General features: G+C 58.9%; 27 protein-coding genes. 10 read left to right on the forward strand and 17 right to left on the reverse strand.

What is annotated here, in order from left to right; all coding sequences use genetic code 11:
• Positions 1-79 precede the first annotated feature (79 nt).
• Positions 80-937 (forward strand): tRNA 2-thiocytidine(32) synthetase TtcA, encoded by an 858-nt coding sequence (gene ttcA, locus VMH34_06095; GenBank protein HTT08343.1) that lies wholly within the window; start codon positions 80-82, stop codon positions 935-937.
• A gap of 37 nt (positions 938-974) precedes the next feature.
• Positions 975-1,652 carry a VTT domain-containing protein gene (locus tag VMH34_06100; protein HTT08344.1) on the forward strand — a complete coding sequence of 226 codons (678 nt, stop codon included), beginning with the start codon at positions 975-977 and terminating at the stop codon, positions 1,650-1,652.
• Between the two features lie 74 nt (positions 1,653-1,726).
• Here VMH34_06100 and VMH34_06105 read toward each other — a convergent pair whose 3' ends face one another.
• Together VMH34_06105 and VMH34_06110 are read right to left on the reverse strand one after the other, a co-directional pair.
• Positions 1,727-2,008: a hypothetical protein gene (locus VMH34_06105; protein ID HTT08345.1), complete on the reverse strand. Its 282-nt coding sequence runs from the start codon at positions 2,006-2,008 to the stop codon at positions 1,727-1,729.
• A 275-nt stretch (positions 2,009-2,283) separates the two neighbouring features.
• Entirely contained in the window at positions 2,284-2,805 is a 522-nt protein-coding gene (locus VMH34_06110) for a Crp/Fnr family transcriptional regulator (protein HTT08346.1), read from the reverse strand.
• Positions 2,806-3,070: 265 nt separating this feature from the next.
• Here VMH34_06110 and VMH34_06115 point away from each other — a divergent pair, with 265 nt between their 5' ends.
• The gene (locus VMH34_06115; protein HTT08347.1) at positions 3,071-3,532 is read left to right on the forward strand and encodes a RimK/LysX family protein; all 462 of its coding nucleotides are present in this window, start codon (positions 3,071-3,073) and stop codon (positions 3,530-3,532) included.
• A gap of 23 nt (positions 3,533-3,555) precedes the next feature.
• Here the strand turns inward: VMH34_06115 and VMH34_06120 are convergent, their stop codons facing one another.
• From VMH34_06120 to gshB, 7 genes are all read right to left on the reverse strand, one after another.
• Positions 3,556-4,890 carry a dihydroorotase gene (locus tag VMH34_06120; protein HTT08348.1) on the reverse strand — a complete coding sequence of 445 codons (1,335 nt, stop codon included), beginning with the start codon at positions 4,888-4,890 and terminating at the stop codon, positions 3,556-3,558.
• Position 4,891: 1 nt separating this feature from the next.
• Complete coding sequence (locus tag VMH34_06125) at positions 4,892-5,857, reverse strand: aspartate carbamoyltransferase catalytic subunit (GenBank protein ID HTT08349.1); 966 nt, start codon at positions 5,855-5,857, stop codon at positions 4,892-4,894.
• Entirely contained in the window at positions 5,854-6,342 is a 489-nt protein-coding gene (pyrR, locus tag VMH34_06130) for a bifunctional pyr operon transcriptional regulator/uracil phosphoribosyltransferase PyrR (GenBank protein ID HTT08350.1), read from the reverse strand. The genes VMH34_06125 and pyrR overlap by 4 nt, the downstream gene beginning before the upstream one ends.
• Positions 6,343-6,383: 41 nt before the next feature.
• Positions 6,384-6,806 carry a Holliday junction resolvase RuvX gene (gene ruvX / locus VMH34_06135; GenBank protein ID HTT08351.1) on the reverse strand — a complete coding sequence of 141 codons (423 nt, stop codon included), beginning with the start codon at positions 6,804-6,806 and terminating at the stop codon, positions 6,384-6,386.
• A complete protein-coding gene (locus VMH34_06140; protein HTT08352.1) occupies positions 6,803-7,363 on the reverse strand; it encodes a YqgE/AlgH family protein in 561 nt (186 codons plus the stop codon). The genes ruvX and VMH34_06140 overlap by 4 nt, the downstream gene beginning before the upstream one ends.
• Positions 7,364-7,509: 146 nt before the next feature.
• Positions 7,510-8,505, reverse strand: a complete 996-nt coding sequence (locus tag VMH34_06145) for a TonB family protein (protein ID HTT08353.1) — start codon at positions 8,503-8,505, stop codon at positions 7,510-7,512.
• Between the two features lie 105 nt (positions 8,506-8,610).
• On the reverse strand, positions 8,611-9,567 hold the full coding sequence (gshB, locus tag VMH34_06150; GenBank protein ID HTT08354.1) for a glutathione synthase: 957 nt from the start codon (positions 9,565-9,567) through the stop codon (positions 8,611-8,613).
• 93 nt (positions 9,568-9,660) lie between these two features.
• Here gshB and hemC point away from each other — a divergent pair, with 93 nt between their 5' ends.
• Complete coding sequence (gene hemC / locus VMH34_06155) at positions 9,661-10,596, forward strand: hydroxymethylbilane synthase (protein ID HTT08355.1); 936 nt, start codon at positions 9,661-9,663, stop codon at positions 10,594-10,596.
• Between the two features lie 86 nt (positions 10,597-10,682).
• Here the strand turns inward: hemC and VMH34_06160 are convergent, their stop codons facing one another.
• The gene (locus VMH34_06160; GenBank protein HTT08356.1) at positions 10,683-12,227 is read right to left on the reverse strand and encodes a porin; all 1,545 of its coding nucleotides are present in this window, start codon (positions 12,225-12,227) and stop codon (positions 10,683-10,685) included.
• A 201-nt stretch (positions 12,228-12,428) separates the two neighbouring features.
• Here VMH34_06160 and phoB point away from each other — a divergent pair, with 201 nt between their 5' ends.
• The 6 genes from phoB (at position 12,429) to VMH34_06190 (ending at position 18,578) form a co-directional block, all read left to right on the forward strand.
• Positions 12,429-13,124 carry a phosphate regulon transcriptional regulator PhoB gene (gene phoB, locus VMH34_06165; GenBank protein HTT08357.1) on the forward strand — a complete coding sequence of 232 codons (696 nt, stop codon included), beginning with the start codon at positions 12,429-12,431 and terminating at the stop codon, positions 13,122-13,124.
• A 123-nt stretch (positions 13,125-13,247) separates the two neighbouring features.
• Positions 13,248-14,564 carry a phosphate regulon sensor histidine kinase PhoR gene (gene phoR, locus VMH34_06170; GenBank protein ID HTT08358.1) on the forward strand — a complete coding sequence of 439 codons (1,317 nt, stop codon included), beginning with the start codon at positions 13,248-13,250 and terminating at the stop codon, positions 14,562-14,564.
• Positions 14,565-14,754: 190 nt separating this feature from the next.
• Positions 14,755-15,387, forward strand: a complete 633-nt coding sequence (locus tag VMH34_06175; GenBank protein HTT08359.1) for a helix-turn-helix domain-containing protein — start codon at positions 14,755-14,757, stop codon at positions 15,385-15,387.
• Positions 15,384-16,499 carry an efflux RND transporter periplasmic adaptor subunit gene (locus tag VMH34_06180; GenBank protein ID HTT08360.1) on the forward strand — a complete coding sequence of 372 codons (1,116 nt, stop codon included), beginning with the start codon at positions 15,384-15,386 and terminating at the stop codon, positions 16,497-16,499. The genes VMH34_06175 and VMH34_06180 overlap by 4 nt, the downstream gene beginning before the upstream one ends.
• Complete coding sequence (locus VMH34_06185) at positions 16,480-17,433, forward strand: ABC transporter ATP-binding protein (GenBank protein HTT08361.1); 954 nt, start codon at positions 16,480-16,482, stop codon at positions 17,431-17,433. The genes VMH34_06180 and VMH34_06185 overlap by 20 nt, the downstream gene beginning before the upstream one ends.
• On the forward strand, positions 17,430-18,578 hold the full coding sequence (locus VMH34_06190; protein HTT08362.1) for an ABC transporter permease: 1,149 nt from the start codon (positions 17,430-17,432) through the stop codon (positions 18,576-18,578). The genes VMH34_06185 and VMH34_06190 overlap by 4 nt, the downstream gene beginning before the upstream one ends.
• Before the next feature lie 16 nt (positions 18,579-18,594).
• On the opposite strand, the gene VMH34_06195 is transcribed toward VMH34_06190, so the two are convergent.
• From VMH34_06195 to pstS, 7 genes are all read right to left on the reverse strand, one after another.
• Complete coding sequence (locus tag VMH34_06195) at positions 18,595-19,209, reverse strand: DedA family protein (protein HTT08363.1); 615 nt, start codon at positions 19,207-19,209, stop codon at positions 18,595-18,597.
• A 29-nt stretch (positions 19,210-19,238) separates the two neighbouring features.
• Positions 19,239-19,826, reverse strand: a complete 588-nt coding sequence (locus VMH34_06200; protein ID HTT08364.1) for a DNA-3-methyladenine glycosylase I — start codon at positions 19,824-19,826, stop codon at positions 19,239-19,241.
• A gap of 6 nt (positions 19,827-19,832) precedes the next feature.
• Positions 19,833-20,549, reverse strand: a complete 717-nt coding sequence (gene phoU / locus VMH34_06205; GenBank protein HTT08365.1) for a phosphate signaling complex protein PhoU — start codon at positions 20,547-20,549, stop codon at positions 19,833-19,835.
• Positions 20,550-20,572: 23 nt separating this feature from the next.
• Positions 20,573-21,349 (reverse strand): phosphate ABC transporter ATP-binding protein PstB, encoded by a 777-nt coding sequence (gene pstB / locus VMH34_06210; protein HTT08366.1) that lies wholly within the window; start codon positions 21,347-21,349, stop codon positions 20,573-20,575.
• Positions 21,350-21,470: 121 nt separating this feature from the next.
• Complete coding sequence (gene pstA, locus VMH34_06215; protein HTT08367.1) at positions 21,471-22,316, reverse strand: phosphate ABC transporter permease PstA; 846 nt, start codon at positions 22,314-22,316, stop codon at positions 21,471-21,473.
• Positions 22,317-22,326: 10 nt separating this feature from the next.
• Complete coding sequence (gene pstC, locus VMH34_06220) at positions 22,327-23,301, reverse strand: phosphate ABC transporter permease subunit PstC (GenBank protein HTT08368.1); 975 nt, start codon at positions 23,299-23,301, stop codon at positions 22,327-22,329.
• A 126-nt stretch (positions 23,302-23,427) separates the two neighbouring features.
• Positions 23,428-24,492 (reverse strand): phosphate ABC transporter substrate-binding protein PstS, encoded by a 1,065-nt coding sequence (pstS, locus tag VMH34_06225; protein HTT08369.1) that lies wholly within the window; start codon positions 24,490-24,492, stop codon positions 23,428-23,430.
• Between the last annotated feature and the right edge of the window lie 248 nt (positions 24,493-24,740).

Below are 24,740 nucleotides of genomic sequence, written 5' to 3' on the forward strand. Positions count from 1 at the left end.
ATTTACCCTTTGAAATCCCGTTGATATTTTGAGGTCGGATTGTGGCGGTCTCCTGCTCCGAGTATAGTTTTTCCGGTTTATGCACGCCTCCTCAATTCCATCTTCGCGCGACGACAGGAAAGACCGGCTTGAATTAAACAAGCTGGCCAAACGCCTGCGGCGCTTTGTGGGACGCGCCATCGAGGACTACCAGATGATCGAGCCCGGAGATCGGGTCATGGTCTGCATGTCCGGAGGCAAGGATTCCTACACGCTGCTGGACATCCTGCTCAGCCTTCAGCGCAGTGCACCGGTGGATTTCGAACTCATTGCCGTCAATCTGGACCAGAAGCAGCCGGGATTTCCGGTACACGTGTTGCCCGATTATCTGTCCGCCCGCGGCGTGCCTTATCACATTTTGAATGAGGACACCTATAGCATCGTCAAACGTGTAGTGCCGGAGGGTAAGACCACCTGCGGGTTATGTTCCCGGCTGCGGCGCGGCATCCTCTACCGGCATGCCAAGTCCTCCGGCATGACCAAGATCGCGCTGGGCCATCATCGCGACGATATCATTGAGACGCTGTTTCTCAACCTGTTCTTCGGCGGGCGGATGAAGGCCATGCCGCCGAAGCTGCTCTCCGATGACGGCGCGCATATTGTCATCCGGCCGCTGGCCTACTGCCCGGAAAGAGACATTGAAACATATGCCGTACTGCAAGGCTTTCCGATTATTCCCTGCAATCTTTGCGGCAGCCAGGAAAACCTGCAACGCCGGCAAATCAAATCCATGCTGCAGGAATGGGAAAAGAAATGGCCGGGGCGTTTGAACAATATTTTTTCTGCATTGCAGACTGTCAATCCATCGCATCTTGCCGATAAAAATCTTTTCGATTTCGCCGGGATGGGAACGAGGGATGGAGTATACAAATCCTGGCTCATTCATGACGGTAAATGATCCAATCCCGAAGAACGATCAAAATAGAATGCTGACAATGTGCAAACGTCTCCTGGTGTTATGTGGGTTGCTCCTGATTTGGGGATCGGCTTGGTATTTTGACCTGGGCCAAGTGCTGCGCCTGGAAGCGCTGCAGGCACGGCTGTATGAATGGCAAATGTTCTATGCCAGCCATCCCTGGCTGACCATTGGCGGCTATATACTGCTATTCATCGTCCTCACCGGTGCCTCGTTGCCGTTCGCGGGTGTGCTGGCGCTGCTGGCAGGCGCTTTATTCGGCCGGTGGGTGGGTTTGCTTACCGTCATGTCCTCCGCAGCTGCCGGTGCCACCATCGCTTTTCTGAGCGCCCGCTACTGGCTGCGCGACTGGGTGCGCGTCCGCCTGGCACATCATTACCAGAGGCTGGATGCCGGCTTCCGGCAGGAGGGTTGGGTTTTTTTACTGACCATGCGTTTGATCGCGTTTCCGTTCTGGATTCTCAACCTGGTCATGGGCCTGACATCTATGGATGTCTTCACATTTTGCGCGGTCAGTCTCATCGGCTTGCTGCCAGTCATGTTCATCCTGGTCAGCGCCGGGACAGAACTGGCGCAGATCCACAACCTGCGAGACGTACTGTCGCCTGGATTACTGGGGTTGCTGGGCCTGCTTGCCCTGGTGATATTGCTGATGCGTTTCTTTGCACCTTCGCTGGTGCGCTGGCGACAGCGATAATCGTTCGAAAAAAAGCCCGCCGAAGTGGCGGGCTCAAATCCCAACGAGAAGGGAACAGCGATTACATCGTTTCCTCAGTGAATGGCCGCCGATGGCTCGCACAGCATGCCGAGCAGGCGGCGCAGGTGGAATTCATGGGCGCGATAAAGCGTCATTAGGCCCGTCCGATTGTGTGGATCCATTTGCTTCAGATCGAAAATCCGCCCTTGATAGTAGGCCAGATCGTCCAGCAACTGTCCGCGGGCGCGTTCAATCACGGTATCGAAGTATTCCAAATCGGCAGGTTGCAACAGACGCTCCCGTTTTGAGCGGCGGCTGTTATCAATGACCAATTGCAATGTTGCCTTGTGGTTCATAACCGCCTCTTTAAAATAAGCCATCGGCCGTGTGTGCCCTTTCTCTGATTGGTTACTGTGCACTGGTCATGCCAGTTCTTGAGTTTTGTGGTCTTCGGCACTCAATTGGCAATAAAAAATCATTTATTAACAAGTGATTACTTGAATACATTGGCTATAAGATTGTAGCGACGGTTGAACAAAAATAAGGGGGAATCTGTAGATTTGTCGGCGGACGGCGACATAGAGGGATACGGCCTCGATAATACTACCGCTGAATTACCGGGTTAAAAGCTCTATAAAGGCGTATCCACGGGGTCAATGTAACGATCTGCCGCAATCCAGTCACGAACCGCGCTTTCCGGCTCCACCAGCGTCTTGAACAATTGCGTATCGGCCTCGCGTAACCGGCGACTGACTTCCCGGCCCAGATTCATCAGCAGTAGCGTGTACTGTTCCGGATCCTTCTTGTAAATCTCATACATGTTGGCGCTGGAGATTTCGATTGCCGAACACGGTTGGCGGGCAATCGCTGAACCGCTGCGGGGCCCCAAATCGAGCAGAGTCAGAATTCCGAAACAATCGCCGACGCCCAGTTTGCGCAATAGATAAGTGCTGTCCTTCCAGCTCTTGACGATGTCGATCTCGCCTTCTTCCAATACAAACATGGAATCGCCCGGATCCCGCTCGCGGAAGTAATAGGCGCCCGCAGGTTGCTTGACGATGCGGGTAAATTGCAACAAGTAGCTCAGAATGTCGGCGTTAATGCCGCCAAAGATCGGCATATTTTGCAACAGGCGTATACGGGCGGTGTTCACGGTGGCTGTTAATCGTTATGGTGGTGCCTTGTCGGAGGGGTGCAAAGATAATCCATACGCGTCCTTGGGTAAACGGCCCGCGGAATGGCACCTTTAAACAAACGGTTGGGTTGCGGCCCGTCCGGGAAGCCAAGAATTTTACCGGCCAAGATTAACTGGAAAAGCAAACTTCCCTTACAATGGTCCTCAACCACGCTCCAGATTGCCGCGCCATTCATTGAATTGAGGTTTCTGCTTGTCCCCATCTCGATCTCTCCTTGTCGCCTTGAGTCTGACCCTCGGCATCGGCGTATGGGCCGGATATCTTTTGCGCGGCGGCCATGTCATCCATGCGACAGAACCCTTTGTCATCGCCGAGGGACCAATCACATTCGTGGCGAGGCTGGATACCGGCGCGGCAATCTCCTCCATCAATGCCCGCGACATTACAGTGAACGGGGCCGATGAGTCCCATCCGCGACGTGACATCGGCAAACCAATCCACTTCACGTTGGTCAATGAAAAGGATGAATCGGTGACCTTGGACTCAACGGTATCCGATGTCAAAAGCGTGCGCACCGGCGATTGCCGCGAGTGGCGTTATCACGTTTACTTGACGCTGATCTTCCATGGACGCAAGGAACGCCTCTTGGTCAATCTCAATGATCGCAGCGCCTTCGCCGAGAAAATGCTGGTGGGTCGGGATTTTCTCGGGCACGGTTACGCCGTCCAAGTGGGCGATCCCTGAGCACTTCGAACTTTTGAAGCGCGTTATTCCCCGGAAGGTCGTTTTCGTGCGGATCGCCGCCATGATCGGGATGGCGATGAACGGGCTGCGCGATGGATCACCTTTCCGCCCAGCAGGGTTACACGTACCCGGCCCTGCACGTGCTCGCCGAGAAGCGGGGTATTTTTTCCCGTGCTGAGCAAGGTGTCCTCCGCGACAACCCAGTCCTCCTGTGGATCAAAAATACACACATCCGCACTGGCACCCGCCGTCAGTGTTCCGGCGGGGGAGCCCAATATCCGCGCCGGCTTGATGGTACAGGCGGCGACGGCAGCGGGAAGGTCGAGGACCTTGTCGCGAACCAGCCGCAGCATCAACGGCAGCCAGGTCTCCAACGCCGAGATGCCCGGTTCGGTGGCCGCAAAGGGCTGGCGCTGCGCATCTTGATCCTGGGGTTGGTGATCCGAGCAGACGGCGCTGATCACACCCGCCCGCAACGCCTTGCGCAAGCCATCGCGGTCAAGCGGGGATCGAAACGGCGGCCGCACGTGATAAGCACTGTTAAACCCCGCGGTCTCGGCGTCGGTGTGGAACAAGTGCTGCACGCTCACATCGGTGGTGACCGGCAGACCGCGACGCATGGCCTCGGCCACCAGCATGGCGGCGCGGGCGGTGGACAAACGGCAGAAATGAGCACGGGCGCCGGTATGTTCGATCAAGAGCAGATCGCGGGCAACCGCCACGGTCTCGGCGGTTTCGGGAATGCCCGGCAGGCCCAACCGGGTGCTGAACGCGCCTTCATGGATGCACCCTTGTCCGGCCAGCCAGGCGTCCTCCGCATGCAGGAACACGGTCAGGTCACAGGTGCGGGCGTATTCCAATGCCCGGCGCAACACCTCGGTATTGACCATCGGCGCCATGGCATTGCTGACACCCACACAGCCGGCTCGTTTCAGGCTGTGCATGGCCGCCAGCACTTCACCCTTGAGTTCTTGGGTGAGCGCGCCCAGGCAGACCACGCGCGCTCGGCCCGACTGGGCCGCCCGCTGGTGGATGAGTTCCACCACCGCCGGTGTGTCAATTACCGGGCGGGTATCGGGCGGACAGCACAACGTGGTCACGCCGCCGGCCGCGGCCGCCCGGGTTTCGCCAGCGATGGTGGCTTTCTGATCCTGGCCCGGTTCGCGCAGGCGAGCGCTCAAATCCACCCAGCCGGGGGAGACGATGAATTTCTTCGCGTCGATGACCTCCGCAGCGCGGAAATCCCGCGGTGCACGGCCAACGGCGGCGATCCGTCCGTCGGCGATGTACAGATCCGCCACCGCGTCGATCTCGTTGGCGGGGTCGATAATACGGCCATTTTTGATGTGCAGGTTCACGTTAGTTCGCCTGGCTGCCGGCGGTCATCGCCATCACCGCCATGCGCACGGCAATACCATGGCTGACCTGTTGCAGGATTACCGAGCGGACACCGTCGGCCACCTGCGAATCGATTTCCACCCCGCGGTTGATGGGCCCCGGGTGCATGACAATGGCGTCCGGATGGGCGAGCTTCAACCGTGCCGGCGTCAAGCCATACAGATGGAAGTATTCCGCGGCGCCAGGTAGCAGCGCCCCGCGCATGCGCTCGGTCTGCAACCGCAGCATCACGATCACGTCGACATCGCGCAAGCCCGTCTCGATGTCATGGAACACGCGCACACCGAGCGTCTCGACGCCGGCGGGGATCAGCGTGCGCGGACCAACGACGCGTACTTCCGGCACACCCAGTGTTTTGAGCGCGTGAATTTCTGATCGCGCGACGCGCGAGTGCAAGATATCGCCGACGACGGCGACCTTGAGCCGCGTGAAGTCGCGCTTGTGGCGGCGGATGGTATAGGCGTCGAGCATCGCCTGCGTTGGATGTGCATGCCGCCCATCGCCGCCATTGATGACACTGATGTGCGGCGTTACGTGACGGGCGATGAAATGGGCGGCCCCGCTCAGGTGATGCCGCACCACGAACATGTCGCAGTGCATGGCCTCCAGATTACGCAGCGTGTCCAGCAGCGTCTCGCCCTTTTTGGCCGAGGAACTCTCGATGTTGAGGTTCAGCACGTCGGCGGACAGGCGCTTGGCCGCCAGCTCGAAGGTGGTGCGCGTGCGCGTACTGGGTTCGAAGAACAGGTTGACTATGGTCTTGCCGCGCAGGAGGGGAACTTTCTTCACCGCCCGTCCGCCGATACCGGCAAAACCTTCCGCCCGATCCAGGATCTCGATCAGCAGTTCGCGAGGCAAACCTTCGATGGTTAAAAAATGCTGGAGACGGCCGTGGGCATTGATCTGGAGGTCGCGTTCCTTCTTCATGCCGTCTTGGTACTCTTCATCAGACTCAATCGCAGTGGGTCTGGGCCAAGCAGTTTAACATGTTCCCTGGGCTTGAGTGATAACGACATGCCTGCGATATCCGCCCGGATGGGCAGTTCCCGTCCGCCGCGATCCACCAGTACGGCGAGCGTCACGCTGGCCGGCCGACCATAATCGAAGATCTCGTTCAGGGCCGCGCGCACGGTGCGGCCGGTGTAAAGGATGTCGTCCACCAGCAGGATGTGACGGTCGGTGATCGTGAAGGGCAAATTGGAGGGCTCGACGGTGGGATGGATCCCCACGCGCTCGAAATCGTCGCGGTGATAGGCAATGTTCAGCGCGCCTGGCGGTTCGTGGATATTGAGATGACGCCGCAGGGCATCGGCGATCCACACCCCGCCGGTGCGCACGCCGATGACCGCGACGGGGTGCCGACCGTTGGATTTCAGAAATGCGCGCAGATCTGCAGCCATGCCGGTCAGCATCTTCGGGACATCTCGATCTTCCGGCGCGGTCTTTACCCGCTTCATGTGTGCGCGGAAGATGCGGGCGAGCGGGCGTCGTGTTCCCGCAGCCACGACTCCAGGATGATCCGCGCCGCTTCGGCGTCGATGTCCGCGGCAGCGCCCACCGCCTCATGCGACGACAGGCGCTCATCAATGAATTCCACGGGCAAGCGGAAGCGATCCGTAAGCTGGCGGCTGAAGCGTTTGACTTGATCGGTCAGGGGATGCGGGCGTTCATCGTGACTCAGGGGCAGGCCCACAATAAACTTCTGCGGCTGATATTCACTCACCCATGCCGTGATCCGATCCCAATCAGGGCGCCGGGCGTGCACGGGAACGCTGCGCAGCGGGCTCGCCGTTCGCGTCAGGGTCTGCCCCACTGCCACGCCGATGCGCCGCGTACCGTAGTCGAAGCCCATGACTGTTAATACCGCCCCATTCATGCATGGCCGGCCTCGGTGGATAAACTATCGGCCCGTATGCCGAGCAGGGCGACGGCGGCCTGCCAGCGATCCTCAGGCGACAGGCGGAATAATATGTCCTGGTTTGCCGGCGCGCTGAGCCAGGAGTTGTCCAGCATTTCGCGTTCCAACTGACCCGCACCCCAACCGGCATAGCCCAACGCCACCAGCGCATCCGCCGGCCCCTCGCCCTTGGAGATGGCCTCCAGAATATCGCGCGAGGTGGCAACGCCAATCTCCGTGCTGACTTGTAAATTGGAACTCCATGTCCCCATGGGACGATGCAGCACGAAACCACGATCAGGCTGCACCGGCCCCCCGTTGAACACCAGCCGGCTGTTGATTTGTGGATCGGCGGTCGCCATTTTCATCTGTGAGAAAACTTCGCCCAGAGCGATGTTCATCGGCCGGTTGATGACAATGCCCATGGCGCCCTCTTCACTATGGGCGCAGATATACGTCACGGTCTGGCTGAAATTCGGGTCCGCCAGCGTCGGCATGGCAATCAAAAATTGGTTGGTCAAATTCAACGCTTCCATGTAATAAGTATCGGCGCGAAGTCGACAATTCTCAAGCGGCCGGACAGTTGATTGTTCTTTATCGTTATTTTTACCCCCACCATTTCGCTGACAGCGGGCGCCGCGCCATTGCGCGCAGCTTGTCCAGTCTCACGCAAAATGAGTTGTCACTGCGCGGCAAAATGCTCGCTGCTCTGGAACTGCCAGGTTCGGGTGATGTGCAGGATGTCGACTTCCTTGACGAAATCCTCCGGGAACGGCGCGTAGGGTGCGGCCATTCTGACGATACGGATTGCGGCGTCGTCGAGCACGGCCTGGCCGGAGGGGCGCCGCACGCTGATTTCATTGATGGAGCCGTCCGAGTTCAACGCGACATCCAGGATCAGGCTGCCGGAAAGTTTTTTGCGCCGGGCCTCGTCCGGATAGTTGAGGTTGCCCACGCGTTCGACCTTGGCGCGCCAGGCCTCCATATAGGCGGCATATTTGTATTCACGCGTGCTGGCGGAAATGAACTTGCGCCGCGGGCGCTTGGCGATGGCATTTTCGCGTTCCTCGATCTCCGCATCGAGGCTGGCGATGGCGAAGCTCCTCGCCACGAGGGTCGCCGCCGTCGGCACGGGTGCAGGCGGTGACGCTTGTGCGACGGTTTGTTCCTCCACCGGCTTTTTCTCTTGTGCGACTTCCCGGGTTATTTCTTCCTGAGTGGTCTTTTCGATCTTTTTAATTGGTTTCAGCTTCGGTTTCGTCGGACTCACCGGCTGCGGTGCTGGAACCTCGGCAATAAGTTCATGTGCAGTTGCGAATGTCGGCGGCGGTGATATGTGCGCAGGCGGAGTCAGCGGCTTGGTGCTGATCACGCGGACGGGGGACGCCGCTGATGCCGGCGGGAGGGGGCCAAAGGTGGCGGGCAGCACGGCGCGAAACGGCGTGGCGGGACGGGCGTTTTCTTCCGATTCTCCACCGCCGAGATGATTGGCTTGGGCCAGTCGATCGGCGTCCGGGGGTGGCGTCTCGGAGCGGCTCTGCACCAGCACGATCTCCATCATGTTGTAGCGCGTGGTTTTGCCCGCCGCCGGCTTGAAGGCGACGCCAAAAACAAACATCGCATGCAGAAGTAAGGCCAGACAGAGGGTGAGACCCAGACGGTCACCCGGCGTTATCATTGGAGCAGCGCTGACTGCGGACAAATAGGAATCCCTCTTTATCCCGACACCTGCATTATAACTCCGAATGGGCTCACCCGTGGTGGCGCGCGCGTACGGGGGACATTACCGGCGTGCGCCCAAGCGCCGTTCGATCGCGTCCAACACCCGCCCCTTGATGTCGATTCCGTAAATCGCTTCAAGTTCGCGTACGCAGGTCGGGCTGGTGACGTTGATCTCGGTCAGATAGTCTCCGATCACGTCCAGCCCCACGAACAGCAGGCCGCGCTCGCGCAACACCGGCCCCACCTGCGCGGCGATCCAGCGATCGCGCTCACTCAAGGGCCGGCCCTCGCCGCGACCGCCGGCGGCCAGGTTGCCGCGGGTTTCACCGGCGGCCGGGATGCGCGCCAGCGCGTACTCCACCGGCTCGCCATCGATCATCAGGATGCGTTTGTCGCCTTGGGCGATGTCATGCAGATAGCGTTGCGCCATGACAAATTTGCGGCCGTGATCGGTCATGGCCTCGAGGATCACGCTCAGATTGGCGTCACCCAGGTGCACGCGGAAGATGGAGACACCGCCCATGCCGTCGAGGGGCTTCAGCACCACTTCGTGATGCTCCTCCACGAAGGCGCGCAATACGTCGTCCTCGCGGCTGACCAGTGTCGGCGGGCAGCATTGCGGAAACCAGGCGGTGAACAGTTTTTCGTTCGCGTCGCGCAATGATTGCGGGCGGTTGACCACCAGCGCGCCACGCCGCTCCGCCTGCTCCAGCAGATAGGTGGCGTAGATGTATTCCATGTTGAATGGCGGATCCTTGCGCATGAGGATGCCATCGAACTCGGCGAGCGGTCGCATGGCCGAAGCCCCCAGCGCGTACCAGTCCTGTGCATCATCGCGCACTTCCACGCCTCGCGCCCGGCCGAGCGCCTCGCCGTCGCGCAGCAGCAAATCGTTCAACTCCAGATAGGACAGCGCATAGCCGCGTGCCTGCGCCGCCAGCATCAGCGCGAAGGTGGTGTCCTTCTCGATGTGGATCCCCGGCAGGGGATCCATGACGACCGCCAGTTTGATGGACATTTCCGTGAGTCTCTTTACATCGCCATGCACGGTTTGCGCTATTCACTCCGGGCCGCGTAGCATAGGCGGACCATCGCTGCAGTATAACCGCCCGTGTCTCCCTTGACATCGCTCGCCATCGCCACCCGCAAGAGCCCGCTGGCCCTCTGGCAGGCGACACATGTGCGCGATGCGCTACTGGCGCACCATCCCTGGCTGGATGTGCAGATCATCGGCATGCGGACGCGCGGCGATAAAATTCTCAACAGCCCGCTGGCTGCAGTCGGCGGCAAGGGTCTGTTCACCAAAGAGCTGGAGGACAGTCTGCTTGGTCGCCGTGCCGACATCGCCGTGCATTCAATGAAAGACGTGACCGTGGAGATACCCGCCGGCCTCGCGGTGCCGGTGATGCTTAAACGGGAGGACGTGCGCGATGTACTCCTGTCAATTCATCACGCCGATCTCGACGCCTTGCCACACGGTGCGCGCGTGGGCACCGCCAGCCTGCGCCGGCAGTGTCAACTCAAGGCCTGGCGCGATGACGTGAAAGTACTGTCCTTGCGCGGCAACATCGGCACGCGCGTCAAGAAACTGGAGGCTGGTGAATACGACGCCATCGTACTTGCCGCTGCCGGCGTCAAACGGCTGGGGCTGGAGGGGCATGTGCGCCAGCATTTGCCTGTCGAAACCATGCTGCCGGCGATTGGCCAGGGCGCCATCGGCATTCAGTGTCGCAGCAATGATGCGCGTGTATTGGAATTGATCACGCCCCTGAATGATACCGACACTTTGACCTGTGTGCTGGCCGAACGGGCGCTCAATCGGGGGTTGGGCGGCGGTTGTCAGGTGCCCATTGCCGGCCATGCGTCATTACACGGCCCACAATTGATTTTACGCGCCCTGGTGGGCCGTCCTGATGGCACTGAAATCATCCGGGGTGAGATCAGCGGCCCGGTAGATGAGTTGGAACTGCTGGGCCGGAGTCTGGCCGAGGATCTGCTGTCGAGAGGTGCGGGGGCGATTCTCGAAGAATTCGGCCCGTATTGTTAATAAAGAAACGCCCCCGGCGGATGTCCCACCGGGGGCGGAGGCTTGCAGGGAACAAACTGCGTTAGAAGGAACCTGTATGAATTTTCTTACCAGAACACCTGCGCGCGCGCCACGAACGCACTCGGGTTTTCATGATTGAATACGAAGGAGGTGCCCTTCAGCAGGGGGGTGGTCGGTGTGGAATCTTTTAGCGTATCCAGATTGATGACTTGGATATAGTCGGCCATGAAGCGCATATTGGCGTTCACATACCAATTGACGCCAGCGGAAACGGCCTCCTCTTCACCGCCTTCCACCAGTGCTTTGGTGTCGTTCAAATCCAGTGTGTCATACCGCACGGCCACTTGCAGAGCGCCCCAGCCGCCCTTGCCCACCGGTGACTTTGGCTGTACCGGGCCCCAAGCGGCATTAGCTGCGTCGAAATTCATGCTGTCACCCGGGGTCAGGAAAAAGCCGGCCTCGGCGTAATAGCCCTGTAGGGTCGCTGTCTTACCGTTATAGCTCGCCGTCAGAAAATTGCTGCTGCGATCCACATCCCACTGGGTGTATTCGGTTTGGAGATGAAACGGACCCCAGACCACGGCGCCTTCTGCGTTCCAGGCGAAAATGTCATCGATATTGCTGCGGCCGTTATTCGCCCCGCCTTGGTACTGGAAGAAAGGCGCGGTGGTTAGCAGTGTCGGCGACCTGTTGAAGCGCCCTGCCTGAGCAGCAACATTTATCACTGTTTTCTGTGGGTCGCGATACCAGGCTGCGCCGCCGACATGCACCAAGTGGTTGGCATCCGGCATGTAGGGGTTGACGGTTCCGCGCACCACACCACCGAGCACCTCACTACAACCACGATTGTTTTTGGTACCACTGACTCCGCCGCAAGCCCCCGTACTCGATGTCGGTGGCGTGTTTGTGAAGTTGCCGGTAAAGACGCCACCTTGTAAGGTCCACAACTTCTCGCCATGGATTAAGCCGCCCAAGCCGATGTCATATTCATCCTGCAGCTTCTCACCGAGCAATGGACGTTCCACAAACAGAGTGAAATTGTCGCTGGAATAAGTCACGAGGCCAAACGGGAAGGCCTGCTGGCCCGCCTTGACAAACCAAGTTCCCTTGTCCTCGGTATAGCCCACGAAGGCGTCCTTGGCCGCGTTACCTGGGAAATCCCATTCGAACTTGTACAACCAGTTGTGCCACATCTTGCCCTGAATGCCGAGACGCGCGCGCCGCAACTCGCCGCCGCTGCCTATCTTGTTCGTCTTGGAGTCGGAGTCAATGGCATCGTAGTCCGCCTGCACGCGGCCAATAAACTGCCAGGTGAAATCGCCGTCCGGCGAGGAAACCTGGATTTTGCCCTTGGTGTCGATCTTGGGCATCTCTTTGGCGACCTTTTCGGTGGTCTCCTTGGTGGACTTCTTGAGATCCTCCTGTTCCTTCGTGATCTGTTCGCCCTCGACCTGGGCAACCCCCTTCAACTGCTCATAGGTCTGCTGGTCGATGGTGCCCTTATCCTTGAGCACCCGCAGCAACTCCAACATGGCATCATTGGCGGCAAGTGCCGGGGTGGTGGCGGCTATCGAGAAAGCGGCCAGAAATGCTCCAAGCAGCGGTTTACAATGCGAACGATTGAGCAGCATGATCTTCTCCTCTAAAAAATTTTTAATTGGCACAGGATGCCGCGCCGTTGGTGGGCGGTCGTTGTTGTGCGATGAACATTAAACAGGCCTTGTGACAGCCTGATTGCGATAAGATGACGATTCGATGACAGTGATGAATTAATAATTTTCATACGCCTGTCATAATTTCCGACCTAGACTGCGCGGCGAATAAATCAACTTGTGAGCAAGGGCTTGAGCGTATTGATCGTGGATGACGAGCCGGCGATTCGGCAAATGCTGGCCTTCGCTTTAAGCGGCGGCGGCTACCGTTGCCAGGAGGCGGCGACGGCGGATGAAGCGCGGCAGGCCATACAGGAACACCCGCCCCAATTGATATTGTTGGACTGGATGCTGCCCGGCGTCAGCGGCATTGATTTGGCGCGCGGGTTGAAGCGTGAAATCAAGACACGCGACGTGCCCATTATCATGCTCACCGCCCGTGGCGAGGAAAGCGACAAGGTCTCGGGTCTGGACAGCGGGGTGGATGATTACATTACCAAACCGTTCTCCACCAAGGAGCTGCTGGCCCGCATCAAGGCCGTACTCCGTCGCAGTCACGCCCACCGGCCGGCCGAGAGCGTGGAAGTCGAGGGTTTGCGGTTGGATGCCGAAACGCATCGCGTGACGGCCCAGGGCGCCACGCTGACGCTCAGCCCCACCGAATTTCGCCTGTTGCATTTTTTCATTACCCATCCTGAGCGGGTCTACAGCCGCAGCCAACTGCTCGATCAGGTCTGGGGCAATCAGGTCTATATCGACGAGCGCACCGTGGACGTGCATATCCGCCGGTTGCGCAAGGTGTTAAGCGGTCATCGTTATGATCATTTTATTCAGACTGTGCGCAGTGTCGGCTATCGTTTTTCCACTCGCGAATAATCCCACAGACATATTTTGAATTTGGAAAAGTCCTGGGCCGGGCTTTCCAACATGTTGTTTACCGCGGTTTGCAGGATGCATCGGTAGCGGTATCATGTTTCACAGGCGGTAACAGTCAATACCATGTCTCCCGATATTTGGCGTCTCATACTGTGGTTGTCAGGCGGCGGCATACTCGGTGCGCTTGCCGGACAGACGCTTGCCGGCCTACTTTGTGCGGCGTTGGGCCTGCTGGTCTGGCATATCCGCCATTTGCAACGTTTATTGCATTGGCTGCGAATCCGGATGGATGGGGAGGCCCCTGACAGCCCGGGAATTTTCGAGGAGCTTTGCCGAGAAATCGATTATCTCCACGCCCGCCACCGCCGCCGCAAACGCAAATTGTCCAAGGTGCTCAAGCAATTCCAGGACGCCACGACCGCTTTGCCGGACGCCACCATCATCCTGGATGCGGATGGCGGCATTCAGTGGGCCAATACGGCGGCGGCCGAATACCTCGGCATCCGCTGGCCGGATGATGCCAAGCAGCGGCTGACGCATTTGGTGCGCGATCCAGCGGTGGTTGATCTGTTGAACAATCCGGACTTGCAGGAACAGTCGGTGGAGCTGCCCTCGCCATCCAAACCCGGGGTGCATCTGAGTCTGCGCGTCGTGCCTTATACGGAGGATCAGCGCCTGTTCGTCGCTCGCGACGTCACCCGCCTGCACCGTTTGAACGAGATGCGGCGCGATTTCGTTGCCAACGTTTCACATGAGTTGCGCACGCCGCTGACCGTGGTGCGCGGTTACATTGAAACCCTGCGTGCGGATAAGAAAAACTGCCCGGCAGTCTGGCAGCCATTGCTGGCGCAGGTCGAAAACCACACCGAGCGCATGGCCAACGTCATTCGCGATCTGCTGCTGTTGTCACGCCTGGAGCAGAATGAGCAATCCGCCGGACGCGGGGAGATTGCCGTGGCCGATATGCTGGGTCGGATCCATGCCGAGGCCCAGGCCTTCAGCGGTGAGCGCCGGCATTTGTTCTCACTCGAGGCCGACGCCGGCCTCCGCCTGCTGGGCGCGGAAAGTGAATTGTACAGCGCCTTTTCCAACCTGATCGTCAATGCCGTCCAATACACCCCGGCGCGCGGCGTCATTCGCGTGCGTTGGTACAGCGACGAGCATGGCGGTCATTTCAGCGTCGAGGATAACGGCATCGGCATCCCCGAACATCACCTGCCGCGCATCACCGAGCGTTTCTACCGTGTCGATCAGGGTCGTTCGCGCGAGACCGGCGGCACGGGTCTGGGACTGGCCATCGTCAAGCATGTATTGCAGCGGCATCAGGCGCGCCTGCACATTGAAAGTACGCCTGGCAAGGGTAGTCTGTTCCGCTGTGATTTTTCCCCCGACCGGCTTGTCTACGTGTCGGCGGATCAAGAGCAGAAACAAAGCGCCTAAACGCCTTACACCATCTTCGGTGCGGATCGGCGGTCATTCATCGCACCTGAACACGGTGACGTTCCCGTCTACATTCCCTGACCACAGGTGCAAGCCCGATATTGACACGGCAAATTATATGACTGATAGTCATACATGACCTACAGTCATTATTATGGCCAGCATTCATAAAATTCCGAGGACACCTCCCGTGGACGGCGATCGCCGCGAGCGGCGCCGCGCGCAGACCGCGCGGCGCATTCTGCAAACCGCCCTGCGCTTGTTCGCCGAACGGGGTTACGCCAATACCACGATTGAAGCCATCACCGAAGCGACCGACATCGGCAAGGGCACGTTTTTCAACTATTTCCCGAGCAAGGAGCACTTGGTCATCGCCTTTGGCGAATTACAGATCGCAAAAGTGACGGCTGTCGCGACGTCGAAGACGACTGAAAAATCCATCCGCGATCTGATTACCCGCATGGTGGAAGACATCGTTTCCGAATGGCGTGGCAATCAGCGTCTTTGGCGCGTCATGTTCGGCGCCATGCTGTCCAACGAGACCTTGTCGCGCAAATTTGCAGAACTGCTGGCCTTGGGTCGCAGCAACGTTGCCATCCTGTTCAAAGAAGGCCAGCGTCGTGGCGAAATTCGCCGCGACATATCGCCGCTGGTGCTGGCCCGCATGCTACAGCAGACCATGCTGGGCGCGCAGCTGGTCTGGTCCAGTCACTCCGATTTGAATCTCGTCGATTGGATCGAACAGTCCGTTGATTTGCTCTGGTCGGGCACGGGCGCGCCGGCCCGCGCCGAGTCTGCGTTCGCAAAAAGGGATCAGCGATGAACCGACGGTTCCTCCTGCTGTTGCTGCCAGGCATTGCCATACCCGCGGCGGTCGCCTTCGATTGGTTTAATTTCAAAGAATCCGCGGATAATGGCCTGGTGGTCTCCGGCACTCTGGAGGCGCGTAATATCGATGTCGGCTCCAAGATCGGCGGACGCATCACACAGGTGTTGGCGCATGAAGGCGATCACATGACGGCGGGTCAGTTGCTGGTGGTATTTGACGACGCCGAACTCAAAGCCAGGGTCGATCAGGCGCAAGGCCATCTGGATTCCGCCCACGCCAACCTGGAAAAGCTGGAACACGGTTCTCGCCCCGAAGACATCGCTGAAGCGCTGGCGGCCACCAGCAAGGGCGCCAATGATCGCGGCTACCTCATCGAGGCGATCGCGCAGGCGCGTGCGGATCGCGAACGCGCCGCAGCCGATGCAATCGATGCCGAGCAGAGTTTCCGGCGCGTGCGGGATTTGGTCCGTACCGGCGCCCTGCCGGCGCAATCACAGGATGACGCCCAAGCCAAACTGGACACCACAAAGGCCGCGCTCCGGGCGGCGGACTATGCCGTGGCCGGGGCCGAGGGCCGTTTGCGCGCCGCACAGGCCGTTTCGGAACGCACCGAGCGCGGTTTCCGGCAGGAGGACATCGACGCTGCCCGCGCCGATGCCGCACAGGCGCAGGGCGAATTGGAGGAGGCGCAGGCCCGCTGGGCCGAACATGAAGTCCGCGCCCCCACCGCCGCCGTGGTGGAGGTACTTGACCGGCGGCCGGGTGATCTCCTGCCGCCCAATGCAATCGTGGCCAAGCTGCTGGAGGCTGATCAGCTTTATGTCGTGGTATACGTTCCGGAGACCCAGATCGGCTTGGTGCATGTGGGTCAGAACGCCAGGGTCAGTGTCGACGCCTATCCCGGCGAGATTTTTTCAGCGAAGGTTGAACAAATCCGGCAGCAGGCCGAATTTCTGCCACGTAACGTGCAGACCCGCGAGGAACGCGTTCATCAGGTCATCGGCGTCAAATTGCGCGTCGATAACCCGCGCGACCGCCTGCGCGCAGGCGTCAGCGCCGAAGTGAGGTTCGCCGGGGAAACAGATAATGCCGGCAATACGCGCTGAGAATCTGGTACGCCGCTTCGGTGATTTCACCGCCGTCGACGGCGTCAGTTTCACCGTGGAGAAGGGGGAAATCTTCGGGTTTCTGGGACCGAATGGCAGCGGCAAGACCGTCACCATCAAGATGCTGATCGGCATCCTGCCCTTGAGCGGTGGCGGCGCGTGGGTCGACGGCATCGATGTGCGTACCGACCCCGACAGCGTCCGCAGTCGCATCGGCTACATGAGCCAGAAGTTCAGTCTGTACGACGACCTGACGGTGCTGGAAAACCTGCGCTTCTATGGCAAGGTCTACGGACTGCGCGGCCGGTCGCTGGAACGGAAAATAGCGGCTGTGATCGAGCAGAATCAGATCGGTACCTATCGTAACCGGCTGGCGGGGCGTTTGTCCGGCGGCTGGAAGCAGCGTCTTGCGCTCGGTTGCGCCATGCTTCACGAACCGAAAATACTCTACCTCGACGAGCCCACCGCCGGTATAGACCCCGTGGCGCGGCGCCAGCTTTGGGATTTGTTGTTCCAGTTGTCGGGTCAGGGCATCACTTTCTTTGTGACCACGCACTACATGGACGAGGCCGAGCGTTGCAGTCATCTGGCATACATCCACTACGGCAAATTGATCGCCGATGGCACGCCCGCGTCGCTGCGATCCCTGCCGGACATCACGCCAGCCGGCACGCATCGATTCGAGATCACCGCCGGCGAAGTCACCACCGCGCTGCAAATCGCTCATCAACTCGACGGCATGCGCAGCGCCACCATCTTCGGTCGCTCCATACACGCCTTGGTCGATGAATCCCTCAATCAAGAGGAGTTGGCGGGCGCGTTGCGCGCCCGCGGCGCGCGCATCGAGGAAATCCGTCCGCTGACGCCCAGCCTGGAGGATGTGTTCGTGGAACTGACCTACCGTCACCAGCGGCAATCCGGAGCGAGCGCATGATCAATCCTTTTCGCGGGTTGGGGGCCATCTTTTACAAGGAGGTGATCCATGCCCGGCGCGATCGCATGGCCATCATGTTCTCCTTCATCATGCCCATTTTGCAGATGACCATTCTGGGGGCAGCCATCGATACAAATGTCCGGCAGGTACCGACCGTGGTTCTGGACGAAAGCGGCGCCAGCCAGACGGCCACACCGTCGGATCGCGGAACCTTCGACAGCCGCGCCCTGCTCGATCGTCTGCGCAACTCTGATACCTTCCGCATCATAAAATACGTGCGCTCCGATCGCGAACTCAATGAAGAGATGATCGCCGGCCGCGCCCGTGTCGGCATCAAGATTCCGGTGAATTTCGCCCGCGATCTGCTCGACGGCCGCAGCGCGCAGGTCATGGTGATGGTGGATGGTTCCGATTCCTCGGTCGCCGGCCAGGCGGTGAACGTCTCCAGCCAGATCGGCCTGGACGAGTCGCTGCGGCGCCTGCTGCCCGCCGGAGTCGCCGTGCCGATCGAGGTCCGGCCCAAATTGATGTTCAACCCCGATTCGCGCTCGCCCAACTTTTTCCTGCCCGGACTCACGGCCGTGCTGCTGTTGTTTGTCACCACCATGCTGACCGCTTTTTCCATTGTGCGCGAGAAGGAACGCGGCACACTCGAACAGTTGCTGGTGACGCCGGCGCGTCCCCTCGGCATTCTGCTCGGCAAAATCATGCCTTATTTCGCGCTCGGCGTGCTGGAACTCAGCGCCATCCTGATCTTCATGCGTTATGTGTTCCAGGTGCCGATCCACGGCAACGCGCTGCTGCTGATTGTATTATCCACCGGCTACCTGTTTGTCAATCTGACCATCGGGACGCTGATTTCCACCAAGGCCAACTCGCAGGCCGAGGCCATGCAACTGGCCATGATGACGACGTTGCCCAGTATTTTTCTCTCCGGTTACATCTTTCCGCGCGATACCATGCCGCTGGTGTTCTATGGCATGAGTTATTTCGTCCCCGCGACTTACATGGTCGACATTTCCCGTGGCGTCATCCTGCGCGGGGCCGGCGTTGCCGAATTGTGGATCGACGCGGTCGCGCTGGCCTTTCTCGGTTTGCTGGTCTTGTTGATGGCGGTGCGTCGCTTCACCCGGATGATCGTGTAAGAACAGCCGCTGAAATTCAGCCCGCCGGATTGCGGCCAAGACGTTGGCGCACATACCAGCCGGCACTCAACAGCAGCACCACGGCGACTGCGATGTCCAACTGATGGGAATACTGCAAAACAAGCTCCCATCGTTCACGCAACTTCATTCCACAAAAAAGCAGGAAGCCGTTCCATAGCGTCGCCCCTGAAAACGTGGCCAGCAGAAACGGCCCTAACGGCATCCGGCCGGTCCCGGCGGGTATGGAAATCAGGTGCCGCACGACGGGGATGAATCGGGCAATAAAAATCGTCCAGAAACTGCGGCGGTGGTGAAAAAACCGCTCGGCGCGCTCAAGGTCGCGGAGATTCAGCAGCAGATAACGACCGAACCGCACCACCACCGGCCTGCCGCCGTAACAGCCAATCGCGTAGGACAACAAAGAACCGAGCACGGAACCCAGGCTGGTGGCGGCGACGGCCATCGACAAGTTCCAATGACCGTCGGCGACTTGAAAGCCGACAAAAGGCATCACCGCCTCGCTCGGTACCGGTACGATCATGCTCTCCAGCGCCATCAACGCACAGGCGCCCGCATAGCCGGTGGTTTCCAGCACGCGTACGGCGGTGTCGGCGATGGCCTCGGTCAGCATGAGGCCATCCTACCAGATTGAACTTTGGATCAATCCGGAAGCCGGCTGATTTCCCGGTGGCGGGGGCAGGTCAGTTCGTGATCGTTGACCATGCCCACCGCCTGCATGAAGGCATAGCAGATGGTGGGGCCCACAAAATTAAATCCGCATTTTTTAAGGGCCCTGCTCATGGCCTCTGATTCCTTCGTCTGCGCCGGTACCAGGCGGTAATTGCGCCAGCGGTTCTGCCGGGGGTGGTAATCGACAAACTGCCAGAGAAAATCCGCCAAGGACACGCCCTGTTCGTACAGCTTCAGCACGGCGTGGGCATTTTGAATCACCGATTCGAGCTTGCCGCGGTTGCGGATCAGTCCGGGATCGGCGAGCAGCCTTTTCAGTTTGCGGCTATTGAAACGAACCACTTTCTCCGGATCGAACCCCGCAAACGCCCGCCGGTAATTTTCGCGCTTCTTGAGGACAATGATCCAACTCAAACCCGCCTGCGCGCCCTCCAGACACAGCATTTCGAATAAATGCCGCTCATCGTGGACCGGCACGCCCCATTCTTCATCATGGTAGGCGATGTACAGGGGATCGGCCGTGCACCAGCCACAGCGGCTGGACGGCTTGCCGGACATGGGAACCTACGTCGAAGGCGCTTCCTGCAGCTCCTTGGCCAAATCATCCAGTGGCTGGTGCCGCACATCCTTGCCCTTGACGAGATAGATAATGCTCTCGCAGATGTTGATGACGTGATCACCGATGCGCTCCAAGGCCCGCACCATCCACACGACGTCCAACACCGCCGTAATGCTGCGGGCGTCTTCCATCATGTAGGTGATGAGCTGGCGGATGGCGGCGTCGTATTCGCGGTCCACCGAAATGTCCTCATGGGCAATTTTGATTGCCGCCGCGTGGTCCATCCGCGCGAAGGCATCCAGGGCGTCGTGCAGCATGTGTCGCACGTGGTTGCCGATATTGAGGACGTTGACGTAGTAGGATTTCGGGCTGACCAGGTTGATGAGCCGCAACGTCACGCGGCTTACCTTCGAGGCCTCATCGCCTATGCGCTCCAAGTCGCGAATGATCTTGATGACCGCCAGCACCAGGCGCAGATCGCGCGCGGCGGGCTGCCGGCGCGCCAGAATTTCGGTGCATTCCTCGTCGATCTCGAGTTCCAGATTGTTGACCTTGAAATCGCTGGTGGCGATCTCCTCGGCGATGTCCGATTTGCTCATGGCGAGGGCATCAATCGACATTTTGAGATGCTGCTCCACCAACCCGCCCATGGACAGCACCTTGGTGCGAATGTCTTCAAGCTCGCGTTCGTATTCCTGGGAGATATGTGTCAGCCATTGCATGGATCGATCCTCCGGGCCCGCCGTTAGCCGTAACGGCCGGTGATGTAATCCTCGGTTTGTTTTTCCTTCGGGTTGGTGAAAATCGTCTTGGTCGGGCCCATCTCGATCAAATTGCCGACATACAGAAAGGCGGTGAAATCCGACACGCGCGCCGCCTGTTGCATGTTGTGGGTGACGATGACGATGGTGTAATCGACCTTCAGCTCGTTGATCAATTCCTCGATCTTGAGCGTCGAAATGGGATCCAGCGCCGAGGCCGGTTCGTCCAGCAGCAGGACCTCGGGCTGCACGGCGATGGCCCGGGCGATGCACAGTCGCTGTTGCTGGCCGCCGGATAGTTGCGTGCCGTCCTGGTTGAGTTTGTCCTTCACCTCGTCCCACAGCGCCGCCCTGCGCAACGCCTTTTCCACGCGCTCATCCATCTGTCGGCGCGATAGTTTGTGATACAACCGCACACCGAAGGTGATGTTGTCATAGATGCTCATCGGAAATGGGGTCGGTTTTTGAAACACCATGCCGACTTTGGATCGCAACATATTGAGATCGTAATCCTTGTTCAACACGTTCATTCCATCAATCAGCACTTCACCGATGGCGGTATGTTTGGGATACAACTCGTAGATACGGTTGAAGGTGCGCAGCAGCGTCGATTTGCCGCAACCCGACGGACCGATGAAGGCGGTCACCCGTTTTTCCGGGATCTCCAGGCTGATGGATTTCAGGGAGTGTTGTTTGCCGTAGTAAAAATTGAGATTGCGCACCACCACTTTGCTCGCCAGCGCGCTTTCGACGCCTCGCAATGGCCCAGCTTTACCCTCGCCGACGGGGGTGAGTAGGGGCGCAGCATGAGTCGGAACAGGGGGTTGTTCGTCGGCAACCATCGGTGGACGCAAGGCTGGGATTTCGGTTTCGCGCATAAGTTTAGAGTCCCGGTAGGCGTTCGCGCAAAGCGAAGCGCGCAAAGATGTTGAGTAACAATATACTGAACGTGATGAACAGAGCCCCCGCCCAGGCCAGGTGGTGCCAATCTTCGTAGGGGCTCATGGCAAACTGGAAGATGACCACCGGCAGATTGGCGATGGGTTTGCCAAGATTGGTGTTCCAGAACTGATTATTGAGCGCGGTGAACAAAAGCGGTGCGGTCTCGCCGCTGATGCGGGCGATGGCCAGCAGCACGCCCGTCATAATGCCGGCGCGTGCCGCCCGGTAAACGACACTCATCACCACCTTCCACTTCGGCGCCCCCAGCGCTGCTGCCGCCTCACGCATGGCATCCGGCACCAGACGCAGCATGTCCTCGGTGGTACGCACCACTACCGGAAGCACGATCAAGGCCAGAGCGAGAATGCCGGCCCAGCCGGAAAAGTGCCCGGTAGTCAGAACCACCAGTTCATAAACGAATACGCCCATGATGATAGACGGCGCACTCAGCAGAATGCTGTTGATGAAGCGTACTATGGCGGCGATAACCCGGCCGCGCCCAAACTCGGCCAGATAGGTGCCGGCCAGAATGCCGATCGGTGCGCCGATCGTGATACCTCCCAATGTCAGCATAATACTGCCGACGATGGCGTTCGACAGTCCCCCGGCGCTGCCGGGCGGCGGGGTGATCTGGGTAAAGATGGTGGGTGTGATCCAACCGATCCCCTGCCCGACCAAGGTGATGAGCAACCAAGCCAGCCAGAATAATCCGAAGACAGTGGCCAGCGTCGCCAAGCTGAGCAGTGTGGCGTTATACAGTCGTCTTCGCTGGTAAAGCGTCATCATGGATGCTGGTTCACGTCCGGTGTAGCCTTGGCTGAGCGGTGCGCAGTATCAGCAGCTGGGCCAGGGCCAATACAACAAAGGTGATGACGAAAAGGATGAGACCCAGGGCTATCAGCGAGGAGGTATAGATCGGCGTCACCGCCTCGGTAAATTCATTGGCCAGCGTGGCAGAGATGGTGGTGCCTGGCATGAATAGCGAAGAACTCAAATGGTATGCGTTGCCGATCACAAACGTCACCGCCATGGTCTCACCCAGTGCGCGACCCAAGCCCAGCATGAGCCCGCCGATCACACCGATCTTGGTGTAGGGCAGGACAACTTTAAGCACCACCTCGGTGGTGGTGGCGCCCAGACCGTAGGCCGACTCCTTGAGCACCGGCGGCACGAGTTCAAAGACATCGCGGGTGACCGCGGTGATGAAAGGCGTGATCATGATAGCGAGGATCAAGCCCGCCGTGAACATGCCGATGCCCATGGATGGACCGTCGAACAGGAAGCCGAGCAACGGAACGCCAGCCAAATGATCGGTCACCCAAGGCTGCACATGATCGGCAAACAGAGGGGCGAAGATGAATAAGCCCCACATACCATAGATGATGCTGGGTATGGCGGCCAGCAACTCAATGGCGGTGCCGACCGGGCGTTTCAGCCAGCGCGGCGCCAGCTCGGTGATGAAGAGAGCAATGCCGAAACTAAGCGGAACGGCAATCAACATGGCCACCAGGGTACTGACCAAGGTGCCATAAATAGCAACAAAGGCCCCGAATTCCGAGGTGACGGGATTCCAAGCGGTACTGCCAAGAAACCCGATTCCGAATTTGTGCAGGGCCGGCCAAGCCCCCATCCACAGCGCCACCAGGATGGCGATGACGGATCCAAACACGAGCAAAGCCGCAAAAGCGGTACAAGCCCGGAACAAGCGGTCCGGTAGTGGCGTTCTGGACGGCCGTATGTCTAGTAGCGGCGGTTTGATTGCTAGTGTCATAAAGTTATAAATGGAGCCACGCGGTCGGGCCGGGACAGGGGGAGGGGGGATTACCCCCCATCCCCAGCCTTTTACCACAAACAGCCCAATTATTGCACGCGGTCGGGGTGGTTCGTTTATTGATAACTACTTCGCTGCGGCCCAGACCGCACTATCATTACTACCCTTGATGGATTGCCAGTTCCCCTCGATTAATTTGACGACGTTGTCTGGGAGGGGCACGTAGTCGAGTTTGGCGGCCATGTCATCACCGTTCTGATAGGCCCAGGCAAAAAAGTCCAGCACGGCCTTGGCCACTTCTGGCTTGGCCTGCTGTTTATGCATCAGAATGAAGGTGGCCCCTGCAATTGGCCAACTGTCCTTGCCCGGTGCATCAGTCAGGATCAAATACATTGCCGGTGCGGTCTGCCAGTCGGCCCCAGCGGCCGCGGCTTGGAACGCTGCACTGCTCGGAGAAACAAAAACGCCCTCTCGGTTCTGAACCAAGGCGTAGGTCATCTTATTTTGCAAGACGTATGCGTACTCGACATAGCCTATCGTGCCGTTGATGTGCTGCACATAAGAAGCTACACCCTCATTGCCTTTCCCGCCGACTCCGGTAGGCCAAGCCACGGAAGTACCGTCTCCGACCGTCTGTTTCCATTCCGGACTAACCTTGGAGAGGTAATTGGTCCAGATGAATGTGGTGCCGGATCCATCCGAACGGTGCACTACAATGATGCCCGAATCTGGCAGTGAGGCTCCCGGATTCAGTGCCGCAATTTTGGGATCGTTCCATCTCTTGATTTTGCCGAGATAAATGTCCGCAAGCACCGCGCCAGAGAATTTCAACTGCCCGGGACTCACGCCTTTCAGATTCACCACTGGGACATCGCCGCCGACGACGGTGGGAAATTGCATCAGACCCGCTTTGTCCAGATCTTCGGGCTTCAGTGGCATATCGGAGGCACCGAAATCCACCGTCTTCTCAGTGATCTGCTTGATGCCGCCGCCGGAACCGATGGATTGATAATTCATCTTGACGCCGGTGCTTTGTGAGTAGGCTTCGGCCCACTTGGCATAGATCGGATATGGGAAAGTGGCGCCAGCGCCTGAGATTTCCGTCACGGCTGCGGCAGCCGTTATCGCCACGCCTGCGCCAAGTAATCCGGCCAGCCCAGTTATTACAATGCCTCGTATCTTGTGCAACATATCCCCCTCCTCATGGTTATAGTTCGGCAATTCATCAGGAATACCACGAGCGGGAAAGTATCTAGACCATAAATGATCTCTTGGTTACATATTTATGACGGTTTTATTACAACTCGTTATTGATAAAATATTTTTTAGATGACTATGGCCAAGAATCTGCTGATCTCTCTCCTCTCGACCTGCGGGCAAAATGAGGTGATCCTCTAGGATGCTGTTTTCGTACGCTATATGCAGAAGCTTAACAGCCA

The organism is Gammaproteobacteria bacterium, assembly GCA_035501935.1.
Taxonomy (GTDB): domain Bacteria; phylum Pseudomonadota; class Gammaproteobacteria; order JAJPIJ01; family JAJPIJ01; genus JAJPIJ01.